Below are 18,063 nucleotides of genomic sequence, written 5' to 3'. Positions count from 1 at the left end.
CGTACTATTTGATCGCCTCGATAAATTGTTCCTCACTCCAGATTTCAATACCTAGCTGTTCTGCTTTCGTTAATTTTGAACCTGCATCAGCACCTGCAATTAAAAGGTCAGTCTTTTTACTCACGCTTCCTGTTACTTTTCCGCCAAGTGCTTCAATTTTTTCTTTTGCTTCATTTCGTGTAAGCTGCTCAAGTTTTCCTGTTAAAACAACTGTCTTCTCACTGAAAATCGCATCAATAGCTGTATCGGTTGGTTTTGCACCTAAATAACGTGTATTAACACCAAGTGCTTTTAACTGATCGATCATCTCAATCACGTCTTCATTGGTGAAAAACATAACAATTGATTCAGCCATTTTGTCACCAATTTCATCAACTGTGACAAGCTGATCATACGTTGCTTCTTTTAATTGATCAAGATCATTAAATGCCATTGCTAGAGTTCTTGCTGCGGTTACGCCAACAAATCGGATCCCAAAACCGAACAGAAGGCGTTCTAATGAATTTTGTTTCGATGCTTCTATTGCTGTTAATAAATTTTTTACTGATTTTTGACCCATTCGTTCAAGCTTAAGTAGCTCTTCTTCTTTTAATAAGTATAGATCAGTGATTTTCTGAACGAGTTTTTGTTGATACAATTGCTCAATAATTTTCTCACCTAGGCCTTCAATGTTCATCGCATTTCGGGACACAAAGTGAATTAATCCTTCCTTCAATTGTGCTGGACAATTCAAGTTCACACAACGTAATGCCACTTCATTGTCAAGTCGTTCTAAGGCTGACTGACATGACGGACAATGTGTTGGCATCTGAAAAGGCTGTGAGTCTTGACCCCGTTTTTCAGGAATGACACGGACGACTTCAGGAATGATGTCACCAGCTTTCTTAATCACAACGGTATCATTTATTCGAATATCCTTTTCTTCAATGTAGTCAGCATTATGAAGTGACGCTCTTTGAACGGTTGTTCCTGCTACTCGAACAGGCTCTAGTACAGCCGTTGGTGTCACTACGCCGGTTCTACCAACACTAAAGTCAACATCAATCAGCTTTGTGACAACTTCTTCTGCTGGAAATTTATATGCAATCGCCCATCTTGGGCTTTTAGCTGTTGTTTTTAATATATCTTGATACTCTAAGCGATCAACTTTAATCACAATACCATCAATATCATAGGCTAATTCATTTCGTCGATCAATCCATGATTCAACATATTGAATGACTTCATCTATGTTGTCACATTTTTTCCATTCTGGATTTGTTTTAAAACCGAGTTCACTTAAATATTGTAGATGTTCACTATGTGTAGCACTTGTTCCAGCTTGCCATTCGCCTACTGCGTAAATAAAAACATCTAAATTTCGTTCAGCAGCAATTTTAGGGTCTAATTGACGTAATGATCCCGCCGCAGCGTTTCTAGGATTGGCGAATAAGTCTAGTTCTTGCTCTTGTCGTTTTTCATTCAATTTTAAGAATGATTGTTTTGGCATGAACACTTCTCCACGTACTTCAATTGGATTTGTTTCATTAATTGCCAGTGGGATACTACGAACGGTTCTTAAATTTTGTGTAATATCTTCACCGACTGAGCCATCACCACGTGTCGCTCCTTGGACGAATACGCCATCTTGATAACGAAGCGAAACGGCTAAACCGTCGATTTTAAGTTCAGCTACATATTCAACTTGATCAACTGATAATGACTCACGAATTCGTCGATCAAAATCACGTAAGTCTTGAACATCAAATGCATTCGCTAAGCTCAGCATTGGGGTGGTATGCTCAACTTTTTCAAAAACATCTAATGGTTTAGCACCTACTCGTTGTGTCGGTGAATCAGGCGTAATTAGTTCAGGATGAGCCTCTTCAAGTTTAATTAATTCATTCATTAATCGATCATATTCAGCGTCAGGTACAGAAGGATTGTCTAACACATAGTATTGATGATTATAATGTTGAAGTTGTTTTCTTAATTCATTAATTTTTTTCTCTATTTGAGACATCATTGTCACCTCAATTTATGATTGTTTTGTTATCGGTGCAAATTTTGCCAGTAATCGTTTAATACCTGTAGGTGCTGGGAAAGCAACGTCTAACTCAAGCTCTTCACCTTTACCAGTCACCCTCACGATCGTACCGACTCCCCATTTTTTATGATGCGCTTTGTCTCCAACTTGCCAGTCTTCTTTCTCTCCACCAGTCGTAAGTTTCTGTGCAACACGTTTAGTTACTTGTTGTTTAGGTGTTGACTTAGGTGCGAAGAAGCTTCGATCATCATCCGAAATCGCAAATCTAGGTTGCTTTTTTGTACTTGTATAGCCGTCTAATAATTCTTCAGGGATTTCTCGAATAAAGCGGCTCATATTATTCCACTTTGTTTCACCGTATAATGTTCTCGTTACTGCGTGTGTTAGGTGAAGCTCTTTTTCTGCACGGGTGATCCCCACATAAGCAAGTCGTCGTTCTTCAGCCATTTCCTCATCATCCATAGCTGATCGACTATGTGGGAAAATGCCTTCCTCCATACCAACGAGAAACACAACAGGGAACTCAAGTCCTTTAGCCGCGTGAAGAGTCATCATTGTTACTTTATTATCAGCAAATGGATCATCATCCATACTATCAATATCGGAAATTAATGCCAAGTCAGTTAGAAATGCAAGTAATGTTTGATCATCACTATTTTTTTCAAAATGCTTCGTTACTGACTTAAATTCATTAATGTTCTCTAGTCTCGTTTTCGCTTCAATCGTTCGTTCATTTTCAAGCATTTCTTCGTAGCCTGATTTTTTTAGTACCTGTTCAACCATATCAGTTGCTGTAAGAAATTCCTGCTGTTGAATCCAATTGCTTACCATTTCACCGAACTCAGCTAGGGATTTGGTTGCTCGTGCGCCTAAACCGACAAAATCAATTTCTTTAATGGCTGTAAATAATGAAATCTCATTAGCCGTTGCATAGTTTTGTAGTTTTTCAATCGTCGTTGCACCTATTCCTCGTTTCGGCTCGTTAACGATACGGACAAAACTTACATCGTCATCAGGGTTTGATATTAGTCTTAAATAAGCAAGGATATCTTTAATTTCCTTACGATCGTAGAACTTAGTTCCACCTACCATTTGATAAGGAATATTTGCTTTGACAAATGTTTCTTCAATAACCCGTGATTGCGCGTTCGTTCGATATAAAATGGCAATATCTCGATAATTAAAACGCTGTTCGTGAATATATTTTTCAATTTGTTCAGCAACATATAAGCTTTCGTAGCGCTCTGTCTGTGCCTTATAATACTTTAGCTTAGATCCGCCTGCTTGGTCTGTCCAAAGTTTTTTCTCTTTATGGTCAGGGTTATTTTTGATCACCGCATTAGCAGCGTTTAAGATTGATTCAGTGGAGCGATAATTTTGCTCTAAAAATACGACTGTTGCATTTGGGTAATCTTTTTCAAATGATAAAATATTTTTTATATCAGCACCACGCCAACGGTAAATCGACTGGTCTGAATCACCTACAACACAGAGGTTTTGATACTTTTCTGCTAATTTTTTAACGAGATCATATTGCGCATAGTTGGTATCCTGATACTCATCGACATGAATATACTGGAATCTGCGTTGATAATATTCAAGGACTTCAGGAGCACGCTTAAATAAAAGTGCTGTTTGCATAATCAAGTCATCAAAATCCATTGAATGATTTCTGAGGAGAGTCGTTTGATAGTCTTGATAAACATCAGCGACCATTTTGTGAAAATAGTCACCAGCGACTTTCTGATATTGATCTGGTGTTTGGAGTTTATTTTTTGCAGAGCTAATCCCAGCTAAAAAGGATCGTGGTTGGTACTTTTTCGGATCAATATTTCTTTCTTTTAAGACATTTTTAATAACCGTTAATTGATCTGCTGTATCAAAAATCGTAAAGTTACGGTTAATTCCAATTTTATCTGCATCTCTTCGTAAAATTCGAACACACATCGAGTGGAAGGTTGATACCCACATTTGGTCTGCTTCTGGTCCGATTAAATTTGTCACTCGATCTTTCATTTCTCGTGCTGCTTTATTTGTAAATGTAATTGCCAAAATATTTCGTGGTGATACATCTTTTTCATCCAGTAAATACGCAATCCGGTGTGTGAGCACTCGTGTTTTTCCACTTCCGGCACCAGCCATAACTAAAAGCGGACCATCCGTATGCCGAACCGCTTCTTGCTGTCTGTTATTTAACCCTTTTAATAAAGGATGAATAGATTGATTCATCATGACACCGCCTTTAATTTATTTTTTTACGTGAACTGTCTCAATTGATTCAGCAAAATTATCATAAAGACTATTCCCAACGACTATCGTATCAGCATATTGAGCCATTTCCTTTGCTTGTTCAAGCGTTGTTATCCCGCCACCATAGACGAGCTGTGTTTTGTTTAAGTGTTGTTTTACCTGACGAACTAATTCTGGATCGCCATATGTACCACTATACTCTAAATATAAAATCGGTAAGTTAAACATCTGTTCAGCCATCTGAGCATAAGCGATCACATCTTCTCGATCTGGCAAGTAGCAATTTGTTAATTGATAGGCTTTTGCCTCAGGATTTAAAATAACATAACCTTCAGTTGTCAATTCAGACCAATCAATCATCGGGCCAAATTGTTTAATTGCCTGATGCTGAGCGTCAAGCACCCACTTTTTCTCCTGACTATTTAAAACTATCGGAATATCATAAAAATCAAATCCTGGTGTGATGGCATCTACAGTTGATACCTCAAGCACACAAGGTATTGAGTACATACGAATCTGACTGAGTAAATTAATAACGCCCTCTAGTGTAACATTATCCGTTCCTCCAACAACAATCGCATCAGTACCAGACTGACAAACTTCTCTAATTTGATCACTCGTTAGAGATTTAGCCGGATCTAATTTAAATACATGCTTCCATGCCTTTCGATTATACAACATGAAGCCCCCTAACCCTATCGTTCAGTTTTTATCTTAAAATGAATAATTTTTGTCGAAAAAATGTTCCACCTTAAATTATAACAAAAACCACGCATGTAAGGTAACTTTTTCATAAAGTTGTTTAGCTGTGATGCACCTACGCTTTAGCGGTTTTTTACTAAGTGTTGATGATTAGTAGGAAATCTTTAATGTTCAGTGGTATTTATCGGGCAAAAGTTAATGATTAGTGTACTATCTTTAATGTTTTGTGCTTATTTTCGGTTAAACGTTGATGATTAACCCGTTATCTTTAACGTTCTGACGTTTTTTTCGACCAAACGTTAACGATTACACCGTATCTTTAACGTTCTGACGATTTTTTCGACCAAATGTTAACGATTTACACATTATCATTAATGTTCTGACACTTTTTCCGACCAAACGTTTACGATTATCACGGTATCTTTAACGTTCTGACGATTTTTTCGACCAAACGTTTACGATAACAGAGTATCTTTAAAGTTCGGAGCTATTTTTCGGCCAAATGTTAACGATTAACCCCTTATCTTTAACGTTCAGCACTTTTTATCCACCAAACGTTAATGATTAACGCAAAATCTTCAACGTTCGGCGTATTTTTTCAACCATACGTTTATGATTATCAAAAAAACACAGCTCATCATTAATATTATCTAATGATGAGCCGTTTAATTTAGCTATATAAAAACTAATGTTGCTTGTTAAGCCTTATCGGCTGGGAAAACTAATCCAACTGATCTTCGAGCTTGATCAAGTACTTTGATTGTATTAAGCGAATGCTCAAATGAGTTAATTGGACTTTCTAATTGTCCACTCTTAATTAACTCAACAAAATGATTGATCTCATAGTACATCGTATTTTTTTCCTGATTAACAGAAATGTCTGTCGTGTTTCCATCGCGATCAATTTTTGTTAGTCGTTGCATGTCGCTCCATTTATCAATCACGATTGATCCATTCTCACCTTGAATTTCTGACGGTATATAAGAATTTGTAATTTTAGAGAACATTAAATCAGCAGTCAGCTCAGGATACTTAATCTCCATCGTGCCTAAGCCATCAACCCCTGAATCCAGCATAATCACATTTGCTGAAACCTGGTCCGGCATACCGAATAATGTGACCATTGGGTAAACTGTATAAACGCCAATATCCATTAATGCACCATTTGAAAATTCAGGTTTAAATGCATTTGCTACCTCACCTTCTTTGTAGCGATCGTATCGAGAAGAGTACTGGCAAAAATTCGCGACAAATCGGCGGACAGGTCCAATTTCATTTATCTGTTCTCTTAAAAGATTAAAATTAGGTAATAAAGTCGTCTTCATTCCTTCCATCAACAGCACTTGATGCTTCCGGGAGACTTCAATCATCTTTTCTACTTCACGTTGATTAGATGCAAAAGGTTTTTCAACAAAAGCGTGCTTACCATTTTCCATACAAAGGATCGCCTGTTCTGCATGGAATGAGGTCGGACTGGCAATATAGACGGCATCAAACTGGTCACTGCTTGCAAACTCTTGTAAATCAGAAAAAGTATATTCTGCCTGATGCTTAGTTGCGAACGCTTTAGCACGATCTAATGATCTTGAATATACTGCGGTTAACTTAACATCCTCAACTAAGCCCGCAGCCTCTAAAAAACGATCAGTTATCCAATTTGTCCCGATTACTCCAAAACGAATCATCTTATTTGTCCTCCTTCTGCTGACCACTTAAGCGATCAAGCACAATGCGGTAACCTCCGCTTCCATATTGCAAGCAACGTTTAACTCGAGATATTGTTGCTGTTGATGCCTTTGATTGATTTGCAATTTCTTGGTACGTTTCACCTTCATCTAGCATTTTGGCAACTGACAATCTTTGCGCTAGTGCTTGTACCTCATTCATTGTTGCCAAATCATCGAAAAATTGATAGCACTCTTCTCGATCCTTTAATGACAAAATTGCATCGAATAACTGATCGAGCTGCTCACCACGTAATTTATCAATTTGCACGTAAAAAAACCTCCTACTCTGTAACAGAGACACCTTCTAACCCTGGACTTGTCGGGATCACATTAACCCATGTTTTCCCCGGGACATATGGAACTACTTGACCATCCTTCATCGGTAAAAGGTACCCATCAACATTCTGCCATTCAAGTTTGTGGATTAAACCTTTTTGTAATAAATAAGCATTTCCACCTGTCTCTAAATCAATTTCACGCCTACCCTCATCATCAACTATCTTGTGATCTGTTTCTATAATAAAAATATTGCTAAGTTGAATCGGCGTTTGATCATTTAATTCAACAGTTTGTTCATCTCCATTGTATCGCGTATAAATCCCAGCTACATGATCATAGCGATAACGAACATCTTCTTTCCCGTAATAAAATATTACTTCAGTAGCACGATCTCCCGACAATTGTTCAATCTCTTCCTCAGATAAAAATGTATGTGGTGTATGTTCAAACTCGACTTCATACCCTTTTCCTTGAGCTACTTCCGCTACCGAGTCAAAAATTAAATATGAATTATGCGGTGCTTTTCGAAATGATTCTCGTTTAAATAAATGACCATCATTATCATAATATGAACCATTTAAATGATCAGCAGCACCAGCTTTAAGCATATCCTCGATAAAATTAGCTGCACCATGATAAACATATAGTGCATCGTAATCGTCAGCTATTTTAAAATAATACGGGCGCGCACTTCTAACTGGGCCAACAATTTCAGGCTTTTCACTGTGGAACATCGCTAAAAATCTCGTCGTTTGACCTTCTGCTAAAATCTCATAAACAATATCAGCCTGAGATAATCCCGTTTGTGGCCTTGCTGCAGGATGATTATTTACCATTACACTGATGATTCGATTTAGACTCGCTTCATCCGTGGCTTCACCAGTTAATGGATAGGTAAAGGCTGGCTCCTCTTCCTCTGGCTCTGGTTCAATTACTTCTTCTATCTCATCTTGATCTAATTCTTGACTTGACTCTTCAACGTCTTTCTTTGAACAGGCCGTAAAAAGTAAAATAAGTACGATAAAACTGAGTAAATATCTTTTCTTCATTCTGACACCATCCTTTAGTACGTTAATATGTTCATGTCCTACTATGATTCATTATAACAAAAATAATCTGTCAATCGGGTGATTGGTTAAAAAATATAAATTTATATTAACTAGCTTTTTTTATTAACAACAAAAACTAATTAAGCGTATGATAAAATTAATAACATTTAATTCAATTAAATAGTAAAAAATGTTTGCCGAATCTTTTTTCAAGGTGTAAAATAATTAAATGTTAAACGAAAGGAGAATTATATGGTGAATAACTTAATCTACACAATCAAACCAGAACAACACAATGAAGCTGACCTTAAAGCATTATTAGAACAGCATCCAGAGATTAAATTTGTCTCACTCGCTGGGATTGATTTAGTTGGTCATGAAACAGAAGAAAAAATTCCAATCAAAGCTTTTCTAAATGACATCACTAAGTTCTTGGAAGACGTCGCCATTCAAACCGACGGCTCATCTGTTTATCTTCCGCATATCGCTACAATTGACAATGCTAAGATCGATATGAAAGCTGATTTAGCTAGAATTTGGTTTGTTGATTACAATTTTGAAAATATTGATAGCCTGACAAAGTTACCTGTTGGAACATTAAAAATCCCCTGCTTTTTATTCCATGATGGCATAGCGGTCTGTTCAAGACATATCTTATTGAATGCCGTCAACTATTTTGAAAAACAGACACTTCATTTAATCGAAGCAAGCGATCATTTTACTAATGATTTCGGATTTGGTGCAAATGAAATTAATCAATTGTCGATTACAGCCGCTACTGAATTAGAGTTTTGGGTTAGAACACCTGGTGATAAACGAGAGATTGATGAACTATCGACATCGCAAGAGCTTCACGAACAATATTGGGCAGCGACACGAGGGACTGTTCGAACAGCTCTTGAACAAACATTAGATTGTCTCGACAAATACGGCTTTGAACCTGAGATGGGACATAAAGAAGTTGGTGGGGTAAAAGCAAATTTATCAAGTGCTGGTGCATTATCCGGCATCATGGAGCAATTAGAAATTGACTGGAAATACTCATCTGTTTTACAAGCCGCTGATAATGAATTAATGATTAAGAAAATTATTAAAGAAGTATTCAGGAAAAACGGCATGGATGTTACCTTCCTTGCTAAACCAATTCCAAATGTCGCCGGAAGTGGGGAGCATACGCACATTAGTGTATCTGCAAAATTACAATCAGGGGAACTTACTAATCTCCTTAATCCAAATCAAAACACATTTTTAAGTACGTTTGGCTATGGTGCCTTGATGGGAATGTTAAAAAATTATGAAGTTATAGATCCATTTATCACAGCATCAAATGAAGCGTTTAAAAGACTAAAAAAAGGCTTCGAAGCACCCATTTGTATCGTCGCTTCATTAGGGCTAGATATCAAAACACCTTCTCGAAACAGAACAGTATTACTAGGTTTGATAAGAGATGAAGACAATCCAATGAGTACGCGATTTGAACTAAGGTCACCAAACCCACATACCAATACATTTTTGTGTATAACAAGTATGCTGCTTTCAATGTTAGATGGAATCGAATATGCCTTGCAACATAACAAGTCAGAGCATCAATTGCTAGAAGAACTCTCTAAAGCTCCCGGTCAAGCTGCAGATTACCTAGAAACATCAAGAGCTTACCGCAGTGAAAAGAGTATTTTCGACTATTATACAGATGAAGAAAGAGTTATGTATTTCGGTCAATCACCGCAAACCGTTTACGAGAATCTTCAGTCATTTGAATGCTATCCAGATAAATTGAGCGTCTTGAAAAAAGGCAATGTCCTATCCGATAAGATTTTGTACAGTTATCAATCAGCACACTTGAATAAATGGGTAACAGAAATTGAACACCGCATTTTACCTGCTTTATTTAAAGAATTAATCGAAATGAAAAAAATTCATAACCCGAATGATACGAATGATTTAGACATTTCCAATTGGAATAAGATTGTTCAATTAAAGAAACAAATTGCCAAAGACAGTCATGACAAGAAGAGTTTATTTACTGAAATCAAGGAAGCGATTCATAAATCAAATTATCAATTAGTATCAGACTTACAAAAAGAGATTCATACTCAAATGGAAAAATTAAAAGCGTTATATACGTTATATGGTAATAACATAATAGATTAGTAAATTTACAAATAAGCTAGAGTGATAATATAAATATAAGCGCCAGACCATTACAGTGGTTGACGAGGATTGAGGTTATCGAAAATTCGGCGGATGCCTCAAGGGTTTCACAATCCAAGAATACTCTAAAAAATAGAAGTAATTCTATAACAACAGAGTATTCACGTGATATCACTCTTTAGCTTTAATAAGGAGGATTTGTATGTGTGGTATTGTAGGTTATATCGGTAAACATACAGCGTCATCAATATTATTAGCAGGCTTAGAAAAGCTAGAATACAGAGGCTACGATTCAGCAGGGATAACTTTAGTGAATGATCGTACATTGCAAACGAGAAAATTTGCCGGTAGGTTAGAACGTTTAGTTAACAATATCAATAAACAACCTATCGAAGGGACGATTGGGATTGGTCATACCAGATGGGCAACCCACGGCGAACCAACTGATAACAATGCGCATCCACACTTAAATAATAAGCAGACCATTGCTGTCGTGCACAATGGGATTATTGAAAACTATCTTTCATTAAAAAACTTTCTCATCGAACAAGGCTATACATTCTACTCTGAAACAGATACAGAAGTTATTTCAAATCTGATTGATTATTATTATGAAAATGAATTGCTTGCCGCTGTTAAAAAAGCAGTCAAACAATTAAAAGGTGCCTATGCGCTCGAAATTGTATCAAGTAAACATCCAGACGAAATGATTGCTGTCAGATATGAAAGTCCACTTGTTTTAGGTATTGGAGAAGATGGTTATTATCTTGCATCAGATATCCCAGCGATTTTAAATTATACGAAATCAGTTATCTATCTTGAAAATGGAGATATTGTTAGACTAACAAAAAATAATTATCAAATCTATAATCACAAACAGAGTCTTGTAAAGCGTGAGATAAAAGAAGTGTCTTGGGATATAGAAGCGGCCAGTAAAGAAGGTTTCGACCATTTTATGCTGAAGGAAATTTACCAGCAGCCAGAAGCAATCAGAAATACAATTGAACGTAGATTAGATGAAACAGGTCGTATTCAATTAAATGAGATTAACTTTACCAAGGCTGAAATAAATGCTATTGATAAAGTTTATATTGTCGCCTGTGGAACCGCGTACCATGCTGGATTAGTCGGAAAGCAAGTTTTAAAAAATGCCCTACAAGTAGAAGTCATTGCTGATATCGGTTCAGAATTCCGCTACAGTGATCCATTTATCGATCAAAATACATTAGTCATCATAGTTAGTCAATCTGGTGAAACGGCCGATACACTAGCTTCACTAAGAGAAGCAAAATCAAAAGGTGCGCGCATATTATCAATTACAAACGTTGTCGGTAGCTCGATTGCGCGTGAATCTGATCATCTTCTTTATACTTGGGCAGGACCAGAAATTGCAGTCGCGTCAACTAAGGCCTATACAACTCAGCTTGTAGCATTTTATCTGCTAGGCTTATATTTAGGAAGATTAAAAGAAACAATTGCTGACAACACTTATCAGGCAAGATTAAATGAACTAAAATCAATTGCCAAAAGTGTTGAGCATGTGATTGAAAATAGTATTGAACCTGCAAAAGCTATTGCAGAGAAAATAATCGACTGCAATTCTCTTTTCTATTTAGGTAGAGGTTTAGATTATTACAGTGCGCTTGAAGCATCATTAAAGTTAAAAGAATTATCTTATATTCATGCAGAGGCATTTGCAGCTGGCGAATTAAAGCATGGTACAATTGCTTTAATTGAAGCGGGTACACCTGTGATTGTTATCGCAACTCAATCAAAAACCTATGACAAAACGATTTCAAATATTAAGTCTGTCAAAGCAAGAGGTGCCTATGTAATTGGTATCACGACAAGCGATCACAAAGATATCGAGCAAGTATGTGATAAAGCGATTTACATTGATAACAAACAAGATATTTACATGCCGATCATAAGTGTCATCTTACCTCAATTGATTGCTTATTACACATCAATTTTTAAAGGTAATGACGTAGATAAACCTAGAAATCTAGCAAAATCAGTTACGGTTGAATAAAAAAATAAAGGATCATCATTTTTGATAATCCATTAGTTTAACCCCCGTATCTCCATGTATACGGGGGTATTTTTAGATTAAAACTAAATCACATCACTTACCTTTTGGGAAATATCACTTTCCAAACGAAGTAATTAATCACAAGTAACATCAGTAAATACACATACAGCAAATATGACACCGTACTGATGAAGTAGTGTAATATCGCAAATCCAGCTGTCAAAAACATCATCACAAATACAATGACTGTATTGGCTGACTCAACAAATGAAAATGATTCATTAAATGGATAGCGCCCATTATTAATCAATCGATAGCTAATCGGTGTTAGTATACAACCGATTAAAAATATGATCATAAAGTGAAGGAGAGCGCTTGGACCGATTAACACCAAGTAAATCACTAACAAAGCCATAATCACCGGAACAAATAACTGAATCAAAAACGCCTTCATTGTCGCACGATAAAAAATTGACTCATCCTGAACCGGCAGAACTTGATAAATATATGCGCCTTTTGATTTTGCTGAATACTTGAACATATAAACAGTAGTTGGGATCATCAGCAATGAAAAATAACCATATAAGTAATCAATCTCTGGAAATACATTAACACCATCAATAAAACCCATGATAATGATAAACAGTGGTAACGCAATTGAAATACCTAGCGAAGGATAGACTTTTAACTTAAATTCACGTTCCTGACTCATCATAATCCGCGCAAAGTCAATCGCAGCTTTCTCCTGATAATCACGGCTAATTAAAGCAGCAATTTTTCTTCTAAGTCTTTGTTTTCTTACCTTTTTCCCCGATGCTGCACTCATGAGCTTTGCTAGGTTTTGATGGAATGCAGGCATTAGCTTAAAGTAAATCCATACAGACATTATAGGGACAATGATAGCTAGACAAGCAGCCAGTAATACTAGATAACTAGTATTATTATTCAGTACTACTTCAAATAATGCGCTAAACCAGAATGGCGGTAAAAGTAAATGCCACCACTGAGCTGTATAGTCAAATGACGCTCCAATCAAGCCAAAGGAACGACCAATAAATTGATAGACAAATACTAAAGTAATTGATAAGAAAATTTGTACATAATTAATTAAATTTCGTAGCTTTTCTCCATCAAAAAACCTTAAGATGACGATATAGAATAGTGCTGTCACAACGATACATAACAAGCAAATTAAAATGATACTAACAAGTAAAACGATTGAAAATAACAGTCCGTGAACAACGCTACTGACGATAAATGGAATGAACCAAATCGCACCAGCCAACTGAGTCATATAAATTACAACATGGACGAATTTAGCAAATGCAATTGTCCGCTCGTCTATTGGCTTCGTATCCAAAACAACTTTATCACGAACATCAAGTAGTACAGAGGAAAAGTCTGAAATCATTGAAGTCGTTAAGATAAACATCGTGATAACAAATACAATTGCTAAAGAAATATAATAAGCCTCACCTATAACCAAAAATGGAATTAACAATAAGCCGATTACTCCATATAAAAGAAGTGAGCCTACAAAAGGTGTGAAAATAGAATCTCTTTTTCGAGCTTGATTAGCCATAATCGTTGGTACACGACGTTTATCCATTGTTAATTTAAATCCAACAATTAATCGCATTTTATTGTAATCAACGCCAAACATGCGAAACAGCCAACTAAAACGATCAAGAATTTTCAACGAAAATAATTTGTCCATGTTAGTCAGCTCCTTGAATGGTCTCAACTATATCGAGAGCTGTTTTCTCATGTTGATCAAAGCCAGTTAATTGATTGAAAATTTGTTCAAGCGTGCCATCTTTATTTTGCGCCTGTAAGTCATTAAAGGTTCCATCTGCAATAATTTCCCCCTTATTTAAAATAACGATACGATCACTGATCTTTTCTACGACGTCCATAATATGTGATGAATAGAAAATCGTCTTACCAGACTGAGCTAACTGATCCATTAGCTCTTTAATAACTATCACACTATTAGCATCAAGACCTGACAAAGGCTCGTCAAAGAAAAGTAGATCTGGATTATGTATTAAACTCGCAATAATTAATAATTTTTGCTTCATACCTTTGGAATAGCTTGCGATCTTTGTATGCTTAACTTTAGTTAGGTCGAATTTTTCTAATAAAGCATCTAGCTTACTGTCAATCTCTCTTTCTTCCATTCCATACATTTGACCGATAAACTGGATATATTCTAATGCGGTAAGATCATCATATATTTCTCCATTCTCAGGTACATAGCCAATTTTCCTTTTATAATCAACAGGCTCATCACGTGTGCTCTTACCAAAAATAAATACTTCACCGTGATATTGATTAAGTAAGCCGAGTATTATTTTAACGGTCGTACTTTTCCCTGCACCATTCGGGCCAATATAACCGATTATTTCACCACGATTTACTTTTAGATTAACTTGATTCAATACTTGTTGATTACCAAATCGAATTGACAAATCTCTTAGTTCTAAAATAGTTTCTTCTGACATGGATCATCCCTCCTCTATAGATATGTTAAGTTTAGCATATTTTGTTAAGTAGTTAAGATATTTTTGAAATTGTGCATAAAAAAATTGGGACATATATCCAGATCTTAAGTTATTTTAGTTAATATTTCTTTATCCATCTCACAAACCGTATCACAAAGAACTTCAACATCTTGAGCATAGTGGGAAGACATGATGATCGTGATTTCCTCTGCCTTTAATGATTTAAACACATCACGCATTTCCTCTACTTCAGAATTATCAAATCCATTCATAGGCTCGTCTAAGACAAGTAGGGCTGGTTTTTCCATAATTGCCTGGGCAATAGCAAGCCTATGTCTCATGCCAAGAGAATATATGCGTACGTGTTTTTTATCCTTATCGTAATTTAATTACAAAAAAACCGAACGGATTTTATACAGTAAATCGTTCGGCTATCTATATGGTTATATTGTCTTATAAACTAAAAGATTAATGATTTTGTCTATCAATTATACAACGCCTATATCTGTACGATAGTAGAATTTATCCGCTTTTTCGATTGTTTGCAAATATTGATAGACTTTTTCGTTTGCTTCAGCTAGCGTTTTTTGAACTGAACCAGCTAATAAAACACGGCCACCATTAGATACCAATTGTGCATGGCAGTTTAGTGTCGTTCCTGCATGAATCAAATATACATCATCCATTTCACACAGTTCAGGGACAAACAAGCCCTTGCGACAAGCATGTGGATAGCCACTTTCAGCAATAACTGCACCCACCGCATAGGCATCACGCCACTTAAGTTTAGGATCGACCCCTGAAGTGACCGCTTCTATGACATCGATTAAATCATTTTCTAACAATGGTAATACAACCTGTGTCTCAGGATCACCAAATCTCGCATTAAATTCAATTACCTTAATGCCTTCCTTCGTTTGAATTAAGCCTGCGTATAATACGCCAGTATAGGCACGACCTTCTTCAACCATTGCCTTTGCAACAGGTTTTAAGACAGCATTGACCGCAAAGTCATAATCTGCTTGAGACACATCTGGTACAGGTGCATAGGCGCCCATTCCACCTGTGTTCGGTCCTTGATCACCATCATAGGCTCGCTTATAATCTCGGGCCGGAATCATCGGGTATACCGCTTCACCCTCAACAAAGGCAAACAACGAGAATTCTTTACCTATTAAAAATTCCTCAATTACGACTTGCGCCCCCGCCTCTCCAAAGCGATTGCTCTCAAGCATCTCGTCGATTGCCTGATACGCTTCCTGCTCAGTCATGGCAACAACAACACCCTTACCGTTAGCCAATCCATCTGCTTTCACAACGATTGGTGCACCTTTAGATTTGATATAGGCTTTCGCCTTGACTGAGTCAGTAAATGTTTGAAAATCAGCTGTTGGAATTTGATACTTTTTCATTAATTTTTTTGAGAAATCTTTACTACTTTCAATTAAAGCTGCTTGTTTAGTCGGTCCGAATATTTTTAACCCTTCTGCTCTAAACCAGTCAACAATCCCTTTTGATAAAGGTAATTCGGGTCCAACAATCGTCCAATCAATTGCCTCTTGTTTAGCAAATTGAACAAGTCTTTCGATTTCATCAGCTTTGATATTGACACAAGTTGCTTCATTTTGCATACCTGCATTTCCTGGTGCGACAAATATATTAGCTACACGATCTGACTGCTTCAACTTCTTAACGAGCATATGCTCGCGTCCCCCACATCCAATCACCAGTACGTTCATTTGATTTCCCCCATTTTTTTAAATAGAATCAAACTGCTAGCAAACGTTCACCCTGTAGATTTAATGTTTAAAGTGTCGCATGCCTGTCATCACCATCGCGATACCATATTTGTTACACATATCAATTGAGTCTTGATCACGCTTTGAACCACCTGGTTGAATAATAGCTTTAATTCCTGCCTTAGCAGCATTTTCTACTGTGTCTGGCATTGGGAAGAAGGCATCTGATGCAAGTACTGCCCCTATTGCCTTATCACCCGCTTGTTCAAAAGCAATTTTGGCTGCTCCAACACGGTTCATCTGACCTGCGCCGACACCGACCGTCTGATTATCTTTAGCTACGACAATTGCATTTGACTTAACGTGCTTAACGACTTTCCAAGCAAATAATAGCTCTTCTAGCTGCTCAGCTGTTGGAGCGTTGTCTGTCACTACTTCTAAGTCATCTGCTTCTACGCGACCTAGATCACGATTCTGAACAAGTAAACCACCTCGAACACTAACGACCTTTTTCGAATCAAATTCATCTGGCTCAACAGATGTTTCTAACAATCTCAAATTTGGCTTTTCAGATAATAATGCTAATGCTTCTTCTGCAAAGCTAGGCGCAATTATTATTTCTAAGAAAATATCTTTTAACTTTTTAGCAGTCGCTAGATCAACTTCACGATTCAAAGCAATAATGCCACCAAAAATTGAAATCGGATCTGCATCATAAGCCTTTTGAAAAGCTTCTTCAATCGTAGCGCCAATCCCAACACCACATGGATTCATGTGTTTAACTGCAACAGCGGCTGGTTGTTCACTAAACTCCATAACAATTTCCAGTGCTGCATTGGCGTCTTGAATATTGTTATAAGAGAGTGCCTTACCATTTAATTGTTTAGCATGGGCAATTGACCCACCTTGTATCTCAGCTTCTTTATAGAACGATGCAGATTGATGCGGATTTTCACCGTAACGCAAAGTATCAACTTTCTCATAAGTAAGTGTTAAAACCTCTGGATCTATTTCATCAGTTAATTGTGTAAAATACTCAGCAATTAAAGCGTCATAATGAGCGGTGTGACGAAATACTTTCGCGGCAAGTTTTTTCCTTAGTTCAAGTGAATCTGCGCCTAAGTTATCGAGTACTTGTTGGTAATCAGCTGGATCAACGACAACAGTAACGGATTCAAAGTTTTTCGCTGCAGCACGAAGCATTGTCGGTCCGCCGATATCAATATTTTCTATTGCATCTTGTTCTGTTATATCCGGTTTAGCAATCGTCTCTTTAAACGGATATAGGTTAACAGCGACTAGATCTATTGGGGTAATATTAAATTGCTCCAATTGTTTTTGATGTTCAGGTAAGTGTCGACGTGCAAGAAGTCCGCCATGAATCATTGGATGTAAAGTCTTAACTCGCCCATCCAATATTTCTTCAAAGTTTGTCACTGCCGATACAGGTAATACTTCTAGACCAGCTTCTTGAAGCGTACTTAGTGTGCCTCCTGTAGAAATTAATTCAAAGCCTGCTTCAATTAATCCTTTGGCAAAGTCTATTAATCCTGTTTTATCTGATACACTTAGTAATGCTCTCTTTTTCAAATTGAATCCCCCTC

12 protein-coding genes and 1 pseudogene are annotated in these 18,063 nt (G+C 36.8%); 2 read left to right on the top strand and 11 right to left on the bottom strand.

Annotated features, from left to right (window positions below; genetic code table 11):
• Nucleotides 1-4 precede the first annotated feature (4 nt).
• The 6 genes from ligA to AXY_RS02390 all read right to left on the bottom strand — a co-directional run bounded on the left by ligA (nucleotide 5) and on the right by AXY_RS02390 (nucleotide 8,033).
• Entirely contained in the window at nucleotides 5-2,002 is a 1,998-nt protein-coding gene (ligA, locus tag AXY_RS02415) for an NAD-dependent DNA ligase LigA (RefSeq protein WP_015009186.1), read from the bottom strand.
• Between the two features lie 15 nt (nucleotides 2,003-2,017).
• Entirely contained in the window at nucleotides 2,018-4,255 is a 2,238-nt protein-coding gene (pcrA, locus tag AXY_RS02410; protein ID WP_041450079.1) for a DNA helicase PcrA, read from the bottom strand.
• A gap of 18 nt (nucleotides 4,256-4,273) precedes the next feature.
• Nucleotides 4,274-4,954 (bottom strand): heptaprenylglyceryl phosphate synthase, encoded by a 681-nt coding sequence (pcrB, locus tag AXY_RS02405; RefSeq protein WP_041450078.1) that lies wholly within the window; start codon nucleotides 4,952-4,954, stop codon nucleotides 4,274-4,276.
• Between the two features lie 722 nt (nucleotides 4,955-5,676).
• On the bottom strand, nucleotides 5,677-6,663 hold the full coding sequence (locus AXY_RS02400) for a Gfo/Idh/MocA family protein (RefSeq protein WP_015009183.1): 987 nt from the start codon (nucleotides 6,661-6,663) through the stop codon (nucleotides 5,677-5,679).
• A 1-nt stretch (nucleotide 6,664) separates the two neighbouring features.
• Nucleotides 6,665-6,973, bottom strand: a complete 309-nt coding sequence (locus AXY_RS02395; RefSeq protein WP_015009182.1) for a YerC/YecD family TrpR-related protein — start codon at nucleotides 6,971-6,973, stop codon at nucleotides 6,665-6,667.
• A 13-nt stretch (nucleotides 6,974-6,986) separates the two neighbouring features.
• Nucleotides 6,987-8,033 (bottom strand): DUF3048 domain-containing protein, encoded by a 1,047-nt coding sequence (locus tag AXY_RS02390; RefSeq protein WP_015009181.1) that lies wholly within the window; start codon nucleotides 8,031-8,033, stop codon nucleotides 6,987-6,989.
• Nucleotides 8,034-8,285: 252 nt separating this feature from the next.
• Between AXY_RS02390 and AXY_RS02385 the strand changes: the two genes are divergently transcribed.
• Both AXY_RS02385 and glmS read left to right on the top strand, forming a co-directional pair.
• Nucleotides 8,286-10,184: a type I glutamate--ammonia ligase gene (locus AXY_RS02385; RefSeq protein ID WP_015009180.1), complete on the top strand. Its 1,899-nt coding sequence runs from the start codon at nucleotides 8,286-8,288 to the stop codon at nucleotides 10,182-10,184.
• Between the two features lie 202 nt (nucleotides 10,185-10,386).
• Nucleotides 10,387-12,216, top strand: a complete 1,830-nt coding sequence (gene glmS, locus AXY_RS02380; protein WP_015009179.1) for a glutamine--fructose-6-phosphate transaminase (isomerizing) — start codon at nucleotides 10,387-10,389, stop codon at nucleotides 12,214-12,216.
• Between the two features lie 97 nt (nucleotides 12,217-12,313).
• Here the strand turns inward: glmS and AXY_RS02375 are convergent, their stop codons facing one another.
• From AXY_RS02375 to purH, 5 genes and pseudogenes are all read right to left on the bottom strand, one after another.
• Nucleotides 12,314-13,933: a hypothetical protein gene (locus AXY_RS02375; protein WP_015009178.1), complete on the bottom strand. Its 1,620-nt coding sequence runs from the start codon at nucleotides 13,931-13,933 to the stop codon at nucleotides 12,314-12,316.
• Nucleotide 13,934: 1 nt separating this feature from the next.
• Nucleotides 13,935-14,720, bottom strand: coding sequence for an ABC transporter ATP-binding protein (locus tag AXY_RS02370; protein WP_015009177.1), 786 nt, complete (start codon nucleotides 14,718-14,720; stop codon nucleotides 13,935-13,937).
• A gap of 104 nt (nucleotides 14,721-14,824) precedes the next feature.
• Nucleotides 14,825-15,079: pseudogene (locus AXY_RS02365) on the bottom strand (ATP-binding cassette domain-containing protein); the annotation flags it as partial.
• Between the two features lie 129 nt (nucleotides 15,080-15,208).
• On the bottom strand, nucleotides 15,209-16,459 hold the full coding sequence (gene purD / locus AXY_RS02360; RefSeq protein WP_015009175.1) for a phosphoribosylamine--glycine ligase: 1,251 nt from the start codon (nucleotides 16,457-16,459) through the stop codon (nucleotides 15,209-15,211).
• 60 nt (nucleotides 16,460-16,519) lie between these two features.
• Complete coding sequence (gene purH, locus AXY_RS02355) at nucleotides 16,520-18,049, bottom strand: bifunctional phosphoribosylaminoimidazolecarboxamide formyltransferase/IMP cyclohydrolase (RefSeq protein ID WP_015009174.1); 1,530 nt, start codon at nucleotides 18,047-18,049, stop codon at nucleotides 16,520-16,522.
• Nucleotides 18,050-18,063 lie beyond the last annotated feature (14 nt).

Source organism: Amphibacillus xylanus NBRC 15112 (genome assembly GCF_000307165.1).
Lineage (GTDB): Bacteria > Bacillota > Bacilli > Bacillales > Amphibacillaceae > Amphibacillus > Amphibacillus xylanus.
This window is presented reverse-complemented; position numbering and strand designations above follow the sequence as displayed.